Genomic DNA, 9,798 nt, shown 5'->3' with positions numbered 1-9,798 from the left:
GCCTCCGCCCTCCCGCCGTCGCGGTGAGGACCTCGCGCATCGCTAGCACGTCAGAGGAAGTCCGCTACGGGTTCGGGCAGCGCCCCGAAGGGGCGCGGGGCTGTGCCGATGTGCGGCTGCGCCGCGGCTGTGTCGATGTGCGGCTCCGCCGCGTGGGACCAGCCACGACGGCGCCGCAGTCGGCCGACGACGCATCGCGGCCCTTCCATCGGAGCGCTTAGCACGTCGTGGCGTATGGGGCGTTTCCTCCCCAGTCGCCTCCCAAGTTGTGGAGTATCACCGCGTTTACCGTCGCCCCTCGCGACCTACTCTTGAGATATGACCGGGCGTGGAGACCCTCCCGAGGGGACACCCGAGGGCGTCCCGGGAGGTGGTGAGGACGAGTACCGCTCCGTCGTATTCGACGAGTCCTTCGTCCGTGCTGCCCGGCTCCAGGAATTCTCCGCCCAGGAGCGCATGGGCGAGCACGCGCGGGCGGTGCGCAGCCGGCACGCCTGGGCCAGGGCCGGGGCGTCGCGCCAGGCCGTCGCGCTGGTCCTGCTGATCGCCATCGCCTTCGCCGCGGCCGTCTACATGGGGGTGCGTCACCCGTACCAGACACCGCAGCCGCAGACCGTGGAGCCGCTGCACAGCAGCGTGGTGCCGCTCGCACCGCGCGGTGAGGTGCCCGGCGGGCCGCCGGACCGGCTGTTCCGCAGCAGCCCGGCCGCCGAGTTCCGCACCGGCGCCCAAGGGGTCACGGTGCCCGGCGCCCGCCGTACCCAGAGTTTCTCCGAGAGCCAGGTGATGACGGCGCTCACCACCGCCAAGGAGTACCTGGTCAAGTCCGCCATCGACCCGGGTGTGCTCACCGGCGGCCCGGTGCAGGCCGTAAGGCTGCTGCTGGACCCGGCCCAGCAGACCCAGTTCGACCAGAGCTTCGCCCATCCGGTCGACGACGGACGGCATGCGGCCACCGGCTGGCTGACCCGCTTCAACCCGGCCGAGGTGACCCTGGCCGACACCCCGGTGCGGGTCCGCGGCACCCTTACGGTCATCGAGCGCAGCCCCGCGACCCTGGAGGTCGCCGCCGACCACGTCTTCGTCTACGCGGTCCAGCGGGCCCATGAGCGCGGACCGGACCATGCCTCGCTGTTCACGGTGCGCCGGGAGGCGCGGTTCCGCTTCGACCGGAACGATCTGCGCGACCACCATCTGGAGCTGGTGCAGAGCACCGTCCTGGCGGGCCCGCAGGCATGTGCCGCGAACGCCTCCGGCTATCTGCGGCCGATGCTCGCCGGACAGAGCGCCAAGGGCGACGCCCCCACGGGCACCGACCCGTACACCACGGGCCGCACCGCGGTCTCGCTGTGCGGCGTCATGGCCCCCGGAACCCAGCCCGCCCTCAACGGGCCGTCCTGAGGGCCGACGGGCAGTCCTCGGGCCTCGGGCAGTCCCTGAGAGAGCGGGCAAGTTCTCAGGGCCTCCAGGGGCCGTCTGGGCCGGTCTCAGCGCTGCGGCGGGGTGTCCCCGTCCCCGGGCCCGTCGTCGTTCCGGGGGCGCTCGTTCGCCGGCCCCGCGTTCCCCGGCCGCTCATCCGGTCCGTCCCCGGGCCGGTGGTCCTGAGCCCCCTGAGCCCCCTCAGCCCCGTCCTGTCGCTCGTGCGGGGGCGTGGTGCCCTCCTCGGCGCTCTCCCCGCCCTGCTTGCCCCCGCCACCGGTGAACCGGTCGCGCAGCTTGCTGCCCAGGTCCCCGGCGCCGCCCGCCACGTCCCTGACGAAGGCGAACAGCGGATCCTTGCTGCTGCGCACCGACTCCGCGTAGTGGGTCGCGGACTCCCGGATCGAGTCGCTGACCGAGGCGTCCCGGTCCTCGTCGCGACGCGGGTAGTGGCCGTCCATGAGCCTCTGGTAGTCGCGGGTCGCGGCCCACTTCTTGAGCTCGGCGGCGCGCACGGTGGTGAACGGATGGCTGCGCGGCAGCATGTTCATGATCTTGAGAACGGAGTCCCGCAGATCGCCGCTGGACTCGTACTCCTCCGCCTGCTCCAGAAAGGCGTCCACATTCATCTCATGGAGATGGTGGCCGCCCGCGAGCTTCATCAGCCCGCGCATCGAGGCCCGCAGATCCTGTCCGACCAGCAGCCCCGCCCGGTCGGCCGACAGCTCCGACTTGCGGAACCACTCCCGCAGCGCCGTCACCAGCGCCAGCACCGCCACATTGCCGAGGGGGATCCAGGCGACCTTCAGCGCGAGGTTGGTGAGGAACAGCAGTATCGTCCGGTAGACCGAGTGTCCGGAGAGCGCATGGCCCACCTCATGGCCGATGACCGCCCGCATCTCCTCCTCGTCGAGCAGCTCGACCAGACCGGTGGAGATCACGATGATCGGCGCGTCCATGCCGATGCACATCGCGGTCGGCTGCGGGTTCTGGGTGACGTACATGGCAGGGACCCGCTCCAGGTCCAGGATGTAGCAGGCGTCCCGCAGCATGTCGTGGAGGTGGGCGAACTGCCGGTCGCCGACCCGCACCGAATCGGACAGATAGAGCAGCCGCAGACTCCGCTCCGGCAGCAGACCGCTCATCGCCTTGAAGACCGTGTCGAAGCCGGTCAGCTTGCGCAGCGCGACCAGCGCGGAGCGGTCCGCCGGATGTTCGTACGCCCGTGAGGAGATCCCGGGGAACCGCCGCCGCTCCCGGCTGGGCACATGCTCCCGGGCGTCTCCCGTCCCGCTTCCGCCGCCGGTCTCATGAGTGTCGCTCATCTGGCCCCCTCGGTCGATTGCCCGCTCGACGGGACGCCCGGTCCGGGCCCCTCGTCCGGCGGCCCCCAGCCTAGGCCCTGAGCATCCGGGGGTTAGCGTGGAGACATGCCCGATATGACTGGCCTCACCGAAACCCTCGCCGCCACCTCCCACAGCAACGACGGCCCGGGAGCGCTGCTGCGCACCGTCATCGTGGTCGGCGTGGTGGGCGCCGTCCTGCTCGCCTGGTTCCTGCTGCGTGGATACAAGCAGGACTGAGCGGAGACCGGCAGGACCGAGCGGATGCCGGCAGGACCGAGCGGATACCGGCAGGACGGACAGCGGGACCGAAAACCGCCTCGCATACGATGTGGCCCGACGTGTTGTGTCGCCTAGACCCGGATAGGTACTGCCTGCGATGACCGCTATCAGCACCGCACATGCTGCCCTGACCACGCTCGCGGCCGAGGGCGGTGAGCACACCGACACCCACCCGACGATCAGCCCCTACATGACCGGCGGTGCGGCCCTGGTGATCCTCTTCCTGCTGCTGTGGATCACCACGCGCTTCAACCGGGACCGCTGAGCTGGGCGATTGCCCCTATGGGCCCCGGCTCCGGGCCGGGCCCAGTAGGGTCTGCACGCATGGAAGAGCAGAAAGGGTCCGGCAAGCGGCGACTGGGCGTGATGGGCGGGACATTCGACCCGATCCACCACGGTCACCTGGTCGCGGCGAGCGAGGTGGCCTCGCAGTTCCACCTCGATGAGGTGGTGTTCGTGCCCACCGGTCAGCCCTGGCAGAAGAGTCACAAGAAGGTCTCCCCGGCCGAGGACCGCTATCTGATGACGGTCATCGCGACCGCGTCGAATCCGCAATTCTCGGTCAGCCGTATCGACATCGACCGCGGCGGCCCCACCTACACCACCGACACGCTCCGGGAACTGCGCGCGCTCAACGGTGACGCGGATCTGTTCTTCATCACCGGGGCCGACGCACTCGCCCAGATCCTCACCTGGCGTGACGCCGAAGAGCTCTTCTCGCTGGCCCACTTCATCGGGGTGACCAGACCGGGGCACATACTGGCCGACCCGGGGTTGCCGGAGGGCGGGGTGTCGCTGGTGGAGGTTCCGGCACTGGCGATCTCGTCATCGGACTGCCGGGCGCGGGTCGCTCATGGCGACCCCGTCTGGTACCTGGTGCCGGACGGCGTGGTGCGCTACATCGACAAGCGCGAGCTGTACCGGCACGACTGCTGAAGGGGTACCGGTGAACGACCGGCAGGATCCGTACGACCCGTACGCACAGGACCCGTATGGCCAGGAGCCGCAGATCTACGGCTATGACGCCTATGGGCGTCCCGTCTACCAGCCGCAGGCGGCACAGCAGCAGAGTTACGACCCGTACGCCCAGCAACAGGCGCAGCAGCAGTACGGGGAGCAACAACAGCAGGACGGGTACGGCTACGACCCCTACGCCCAGCCGCAGCATCACCAGCCCCAGCAGCACCAGCAGCAGCACACTCAGACGCAGAGTTACGACCCCTACGCCCAGCAAGAGCAGCATCAGCACCAACAACAGCAATACCAACAGCAGCCGCAGCAGTACCACCAGCACCAGCAACAGCAACAGCCGCAGGGCTACGGCCACGGCTATCCACCGGCCGCCGCCCCTGCCACCGTCCCCCCGCAGCGCGAGGCCAACCCCTACGAGGAGCTGAGCCCGGAGCAGTTGCGCGGCGGGCCCGAGGCGCCTCAGGCCGAGGAGCCCCGGTCCGCGGGGCCCCGTTCCGCGCAGCCGAAGCGGCCCGGTGGGCCCGGCGGCCCCGGGGATTCCGATGACGAGGAGTACCACACCGAGCAGTTCTCCTTCGTCGAGGAGGAGGACGAGGAGTCCGACGACGTCATCGACTGGCTGAAGTTCGCCGAGACCCGCTCCGAGCGCCGTGACGAGCGCCGCCGTAAGGGTCGCAACCGCGTCATCGCGCTCGTCGTGGTCCTGGCCATCGCCGCGGCGGGCGGGGTCGGCTACCTCTGGTACGCGGGCAAGCTCCCGGGGCTCTCCGGCAGCGACGACCAGGCGGCCGCGGGCGGCCCGCAGAAGCGCGATGTGATCGTCGTCCATCTGCGCGAGACCAAGGGCGGAGGCACCTCCACGGCCCTGCTGGTGGACAACGAGACCGCCAAGAAGGGCACCACCGTCCTGCTGCCGAACTCGCTGTCCGTCTCCACCGAGGACGGCGCCTCCACCACGCTCGGCAAGTCGGTGAGCGACGAGGGCTCCGACTCCACCCGGGACTCGCTGAGCACTCTGCTGGGTTCGAAGATCCAGGGCACCTGGCGGCTGGACACTCCGTATCTGGAGAACCTCGTGGAGCTGGTCGGCGGGATCACCCTCGACACCGACGCGACCGTCCCCAGCCCCCAGAAGGGCGAGGATCCCCTGGCCAAGCAGGGCAAGGACCAGATCCTGAGCGGCCAGGCGGCCGTGGCGTACGCCACTTACCGCGCGCCCGGCGAGGCACAGTCCAAGCAGCTCGCGCGGTTCGGGCAGGTCATGCAGGCGGCGCTGAAGAAGGTCTCCAGCGATACGAAGGGCGCCACCAGCACCGTGGAGTCGCTGGCGCAGATCCCCGACCCGTCGCTGTCCGAGCAGCAGCTCGGCGCGTCACTGGCGAGGCTGGCCGGGCAGGCCAAGAGCGGTGCGTACGACACCGCCATGCTGCCGGTCCAGGCGGACGGGACGCTCAGCAGCCAGGCGACCGACCATGTGGTCAAGGACATCCTGGGCGGCACGGTCAAGAACACCGACAAGAACACCGCGCCCCGGGTCAGCGTGACCAACGCCGGAGGCCCCAAGGACGGGTCGGGCGCCGCGCGGGTCGCACTGGTCAATGGCGGCTTTACGGTCGTCACGGCCACCGAGGGCGGCGGTGCGCCGCAGTCGGCCTCGCGGGTGACCTACGCGGACGCCGCACAGGCGGGCCAGGCCAAGGAGGTCGCCAAGACGCTCGGGTTGCCGGAGACGGCGGTGCGCAAGGGCAAGGGCGCGGCCAACGCGGACATCACGGTCCTCCTCGGCTCGGACTACGACGCCGAGGGCTGAGCCGTACCGCCCGGGCGCCCGGTTCCCTGGGCGCCCCGGGCGTTCCCCCGGGGTACTCCCGGCGTTCTCCCCGGGCACGCCGGGCGGCCGGGGAACGGCCACCCGGCGTGACGGTGGGGCGTGAGATCCTGGGGAAAGCCAGACCTTCGAGATACCACCGACCGAAAGCTTTGCCTGTGACCGCCACGGACCGCTCCCTCGAGCTCATCAACGCCGCCGCCCAGGCGGCCGCCGACAAGCTCGCGCACGACATCATCGCGTACGACGTCAGCGATGTGCTCTCCATCACCGACGCCTTCCTGCTGGCCTCGGCCCCCAACGACCGCCAGGTCAAGTCGATCGTCGACGAGATCGAGGAGCGGCTGAACAAGGACTTGGGCGCCAAGCCGGTGCGCCGCGAGGGCGACCGTGAGGCCCGCTGGGTGCTGCTGGACTACGTGGACATCGTGGTGCACGTCCAGCACAGCGAGGAGCGGGTGTTCTACGCCCTGGAGCGGCTCTGGAAGGACTGCCCGCAGCTCGAGCTCCCGGCCGACGCCAAGGCCACCCGCGGCAAGGGGCAGGAGTACGCACAGGCGCAGGCCGCGGACGGCGGCCCGGGCGGTGAGCTGAGCTGAACGGCACGCACGGCGGCCGTGGTCGCCGCATCGTCCTGTGGCGCCACGGCCAGACCGCCTGGAACATAGAGCGGCGCTTCCAGGGCTCTTTGGACATCGAGCTCACCGACACCGGTGTCGCCCAGGCGCGCCGGGCGGCCCGGCTGCTGGCCGCCCTGAAGCCGGACGCGGTCATCGCCTCCGATCTGAAGCGGGCGGCGGCCACGGCCGCCGAGCTGTCCGCCGTCACGGGGCTGTCGGTCACGCATGACGCGGGGCTGCGGGAGACCTACGCGGGCGCCTGGCAGGGGCTGACCCACGAGGAGATCATCGAGAGCTTCGGCGAGCAGTACGCGGCGTGGAAGCGCGGCGAGCCGGTCCGGCGCGGTGGCGGTGAGCTGGAGACCGAGGTCGCCGACCGGGCGGCGCCGGTGGTGCTGGAGAGCGCCGACAAGCTGCCGGACGAGGGCACGCTGGTGGTGGTCAGCCACGGCGGCACGATCCGCACCACCATCGGCCGGCTGCTGGGTCTGGAGCCCCGGACCTGGGAGGCGCTGGGCGGCCTGTCCAACTGCTGCTGGTCCGTTCTGGGCGAGGGCGCGCGGGGCTGGCGGCTGCTGGAGCACAACGCCGGATCGCTGCCCGAGCCGGTGCTCGGCGACGACGACTGAGCGGATTTCCTTTTCCGGCAGGTCACCGGCTATGCTCCTACTCGTTCGAAGCGCTTCGGCGCCGAGAAGAGCGGGGCTATAGCTCAGTTGGTAGAGCGCCTGCATGGCATGCAGGAGGTCAGGAGTTCAATTCTCCTTAGCTCCACAGAACCACGATCCCGTCTCCCGCGCAGGGAGGCGGGATCGCTGCTTTCCGCGCCGCTTCCGGCGGCTCTCTCCGCCGCCGGGACTTGCGCGCGATCGCGGCCAGCACCCGCACGCTCGTGTTGATCGGGCGGCCCTGCTCCAGCCAGGTGCACCAGGTCACGCCGACGCCGCAGAGCTGGGCGACCTCCTCACGGCCCAGCCCCATCGCGTTGGCGATGGCGGCCAACGGGGGCTTCCTGTTCGTCATGACCCTGCGTGTGCGGGGCGGGCTCGGCTACAGCCCCCTGCTCACACGGACGTTGGCGACCGTAAGACAGCAGGACGCGGCGGACGCCAGCGGGGTTCCGGTGACAGTGGCTCAACTCGGCCTGCTCATCGGCGTCGTGGTCTTCGGGGCCGTGTTCCTGGGCGCGGCGGACGGTACGGTGCCCAGTGCGGGGAGCTCCGCGGACGCCCTGTGGGTGACCTGCGTCGCCTTGGCCGGGGCCGCGCTGTGCGGAGTACTGATGAGTCTGGTGAGACGAGTGGGGAATCTCCGCTGACCTGCGCGTCGTCCCGTGGCAGAATCGGACGGCCGGAGGGGGATGGGGCCGACACGTCCGATGGGGAGGGCAGGTGGGATGCGGACCAGCATCCTCGATGCGATCGAGGACCCGTCCCGCAGGGCACGAGCGGGCATCGTGTGCCCGTCCTGCGGCTCCGCGCATGTGGCCCAGGTCCTCGGTGACAACGGTGGTGTTTCCTACGTGTGTACGGCCTGTGGCCATAGCTGGAGCTGAGTGAGATGGGAGCCCACAGCCGGAAGTGCGACTGGTGCGGCACCGGTACACCCATCGTCCGCGACATGGAGCCGCTCAACTCCGACTACCAGTATTGGTGTGCGGAGTGCGCGCGGGCGCTGATCATCAGGGGCGATCCCATCGAGACCTACCGCGAGCTCGAAGGGGAGCCGATCTATGGCCGGCTCCTCGACGAGCACTGCACGCTGAAGCGTTTCTATTCGTTCGCGACGGCGTAACGGGGCTCTGCTCCGGCCTCCGGGTAATCGATTTGGCGGAAGGCCGGGGCGTCCGTGTAATGTAGGCGTCGCCGCCAGGGAAACCGGGCGGAGCAAGACCTGGGGCTATAGCTCAGTTGGTAGAGCGCCTGCATGGCATGCAGGAGGTCAGGAGTTCAATTCTCCTTAGCTCCACATCAAAGAGGCGGGTCGTCCGGTAAGGACGGCCCGCTTTTCTTCGTGCGTGACGGAGGTCACCTCCGTGCGGGCCGTCAGTGCCCTGCGGTAACCTGGCTCCATGCGTGCCGTACGCCTTCTGCTTAGCGGGCCGCGCTGACCAGTACCGACCGAGAACAGCCCCGGTCGGCATCAGCGCGGCGTCCCCTCCTGTGCGAGGGGTCTTTTTGTTTCGGAAGCGTGAGGGATCCGCTGCGTTGCCGCAGGCAGAGACGACCGATGGAGCTTTGAGGACCATGAGCGAGACCAATGCCGCGGCCGAGGTGGCCGCGCCGCACCGCTACACGGCCGCCTTGGCCGCCGACATCGAAGCCCGCTGGCAGGACTTCTGGGACGCGCACGGCACGTATGAGGCGCCCAACCCGGGCGGCGACCTGGCCGGCGACGCCGAGGTCGTCGCCCGGCCCAAGAAATTCGTCATGGACATGTTCCCGTACCCCTCGGGTGCGGGGCTGCACGTGGGCCATCCGCTGGGCTACATCGCCACCGATGTCTTCGCCCGCTACCACCGCATGACGGGTCACAACGTCCTGCACACCCTGGGCTTCGACGCCTTCGGCCTGCCCGCCGAGCAGTACGCGGTGCAGACCGGCACCCATCCGCGGGTCAGCACCGAGGCCAACATCGTGAACATGCGGCGGCAACTGCGCCGCCTGGGCCTGGGCCACGACCAGCGCCGCTCCTTCGCGACGATCGACCCGGAGTACTACCGGTGGACCCAGTGGATCTTCCTGCGGATCTTCAATTCCTGGTACGACTCCGAGGCGAAGACCGCGCGCCCCATCGACACCCTGGTCCAGCAGTTCGCCTCGGGTGAGCGCCCGACCCCCGACGGCCGCCCCTGGGCCGAGCTGACCGAGCCCGAGCGCGCCGACATCCTGGGCGAGTACCGCCTGGCCTACGCCTCGGACGCGCCCGTCAACTGGTGCCCCGGCCTGGGCACCGTGCTGGCCAACGAGGAGGTCACCGCGGACGGCCGCTCCGAGCGCGGCAACTTCCCGGTCTTCAAGGCCAAGCTGCGCCAGTGGAACATGCGCATCACCGCCTACGCCGACCGGCTGCTGGACGACCTGGACGAGCTGGACTGGCCCGAGGCCATCAAGCTCCAGCAGCGCAACTGGATCGGCCGCAGCGAGGGCGCCCGGGTCGACTTCCCGGTGACCGACCACGCCAACGCCAAGATCACGATCTTCACCACCCGCCAGGACACCCTGTTCGGCGCCACCTATATGGTCCTGGCGCCCGAGCACGGCCTGGTGGACGAGATCGTCCCGGGCGCCTGGCCCGAGGGCACCCGCGACGCCTGGACCGGCGGCCACGCCAC

Annotated in this window: 12 protein-coding genes, 2 tRNA genes and 1 pseudogene; 13 read left to right on the top strand and 2 right to left on the bottom strand. The window is 70.1% G+C overall.

The window, feature by feature from the left end:
- Nucleotides 1-318 precede the first annotated feature (318 nt).
- Entirely contained in the window at nt 319-1,401 is a 1,083-nt protein-coding gene (locus KN815_RS24900; RefSeq protein WP_216344151.1) for an SCO2583 family membrane protein, read from the top strand.
- Between the two features lie 86 nt (nt 1,402-1,487).
- On the opposite strand, the gene KN815_RS24895 is transcribed toward KN815_RS24900, so the two are convergent.
- Complete coding sequence (locus KN815_RS24895) at nt 1,488-2,744, bottom strand: M48 family metallopeptidase (protein ID WP_216344150.1); 1,257 nt, start codon at nt 2,742-2,744, stop codon at nt 1,488-1,490.
- Nucleotides 2,745-2,849: 105 nt separating this feature from the next.
- Between KN815_RS24895 and KN815_RS24890 the strand changes: the two genes are divergently transcribed.
- From KN815_RS24890 to KN815_RS24860, 7 genes are all read left to right on the top strand, one after another.
- Complete coding sequence (locus KN815_RS24890) at nt 2,850-3,002, top strand: hypothetical protein (protein WP_216344153.1); 153 nt, start codon at nt 2,850-2,852, stop codon at nt 3,000-3,002.
- A gap of 139 nt (nt 3,003-3,141) precedes the next feature.
- Nucleotides 3,142-3,309, top strand: coding sequence for a hypothetical protein (locus tag KN815_RS24885; RefSeq protein ID WP_162953016.1), 168 nt, complete (start codon nt 3,142-3,144; stop codon nt 3,307-3,309).
- Between the two features lie 59 nt (nt 3,310-3,368).
- The gene (gene nadD / locus KN815_RS24880; RefSeq protein WP_060944022.1) at nt 3,369-3,980 is read left to right on the top strand and encodes a nicotinate-nucleotide adenylyltransferase; all 612 of its coding nucleotides are present in this window, start codon (nt 3,369-3,371) and stop codon (nt 3,978-3,980) included.
- Between the two features lie 10 nt (nt 3,981-3,990).
- Nucleotides 3,991-5,826, top strand: a complete 1,836-nt coding sequence (locus KN815_RS24875) for an LCP family protein (RefSeq protein WP_216344149.1) — start codon at nt 3,991-3,993, stop codon at nt 5,824-5,826.
- A gap of 176 nt (nt 5,827-6,002) precedes the next feature.
- Complete coding sequence (rsfS, locus tag KN815_RS24870) at nt 6,003-6,443, top strand: ribosome silencing factor (RefSeq protein WP_216344148.1); 441 nt, start codon at nt 6,003-6,005, stop codon at nt 6,441-6,443.
- A complete protein-coding gene (locus KN815_RS24865; protein ID WP_216344152.1) occupies nt 6,440-7,093 on the top strand; it encodes a histidine phosphatase family protein in 654 nt (217 codons plus the stop codon). The genes rsfS and KN815_RS24865 overlap by 4 nt, the downstream gene beginning before the upstream one ends.
- Before the next feature lie 72 nt (nt 7,094-7,165).
- A tRNA-Ala gene (locus tag KN815_RS24860) sits at nt 7,166-7,238 on the top strand.
- Between the two features lie 78 nt (nt 7,239-7,316).
- On the opposite strand, the pseudogene KN815_RS24855 reads toward KN815_RS24860, so the two are convergent.
- Nucleotides 7,317-7,442, bottom strand: a pseudogene (locus tag KN815_RS24855) (helix-turn-helix domain-containing protein); the annotation flags it as partial.
- A gap of 43 nt (nt 7,443-7,485) precedes the next feature.
- Here KN815_RS24855 and KN815_RS24850 point away from each other — a divergent pair.
- The 5 genes from KN815_RS24850 to KN815_RS24830 all read left to right on the top strand — a co-directional run.
- The gene (locus tag KN815_RS24850; RefSeq protein WP_216344147.1) at nt 7,486-7,782 is read left to right on the top strand and encodes a hypothetical protein; all 297 of its coding nucleotides are present in this window, start codon (nt 7,486-7,488) and stop codon (nt 7,780-7,782) included.
- 78 nt (nt 7,783-7,860) lie between these two features.
- Nucleotides 7,861-8,019 carry a hypothetical protein gene (locus tag KN815_RS24845; protein ID WP_014060668.1) on the top strand — a complete coding sequence of 53 codons (159 nt, stop codon included), beginning with the start codon at nt 7,861-7,863 and terminating at the stop codon, nt 8,017-8,019.
- A 5-nt stretch (nt 8,020-8,024) separates the two neighbouring features.
- Nucleotides 8,025-8,258: a hypothetical protein gene (locus KN815_RS24840; RefSeq protein ID WP_030835565.1), complete on the top strand. Its 234-nt coding sequence runs from the start codon at nt 8,025-8,027 to the stop codon at nt 8,256-8,258.
- A 101-nt stretch (nt 8,259-8,359) separates the two neighbouring features.
- Nucleotides 8,360-8,432, top strand: a tRNA-Ala gene (locus tag KN815_RS24835).
- Nucleotides 8,433-8,710: 278 nt separating this feature from the next.
- The coding region (locus KN815_RS24830; RefSeq protein ID WP_216344146.1) for a class I tRNA ligase family protein at nt 8,711-9,798 on the top strand (1,088 nt) is incomplete at its 3' end.

The organism is Streptomyces niphimycinicus (assembly GCF_018883605.1).
Lineage (GTDB): Bacteria > Actinomycetota > Actinomycetes > Streptomycetales > Streptomycetaceae > Streptomyces > Streptomyces niphimycinicus.
This window is presented reverse-complemented; position numbering and strand designations above follow the sequence as displayed.

What these genes read in the sequence shown, in the direction of transcription:
- KN815_RS24885 (WP_162953016.1), top strand. Translation starts at nt 3,142, where the DNA reads ATGACCGCTATCAGCACCGCACATGCTGCCCTGACCACGCTCGCGGCC.
- KN815_RS24840 (WP_030835565.1), top strand. Translation starts at nt 8,025, where the DNA reads ATGGGAGCCCACAGCCGGAAGTGCGACTGGTGCGGCACCGGTACACCC.
- KN815_RS24900 (WP_216344151.1), top strand. Translation starts at nt 319, where the DNA reads ATGACCGGGCGTGGAGACCCTCCCGAGGGGACACCCGAGGGCGTCCCG.
- KN815_RS24850 (WP_216344147.1), top strand. Translation starts at nt 7,486, where the DNA reads ATGACCCTGCGTGTGCGGGGCGGGCTCGGCTACAGCCCCCTGCTCACA.
- KN815_RS24895 (WP_216344150.1), bottom strand. Translation starts at nt 2,744, where the DNA reads ATGAGCGACACTCATGAGACCGGCGGCGGAAGCGGGACGGGAGACGCC.
- nadD (WP_060944022.1), top strand. Translation starts at nt 3,369, where the DNA reads ATGGAAGAGCAGAAAGGGTCCGGCAAGCGGCGACTGGGCGTGATGGGC.
- KN815_RS24890 (WP_216344153.1), top strand. Translation starts at nt 2,850, where the DNA reads ATGCCCGATATGACTGGCCTCACCGAAACCCTCGCCGCCACCTCCCAC.
- KN815_RS24845 (WP_014060668.1), top strand. Translation starts at nt 7,861, where the DNA reads ATGCGGACCAGCATCCTCGATGCGATCGAGGACCCGTCCCGCAGGGCA.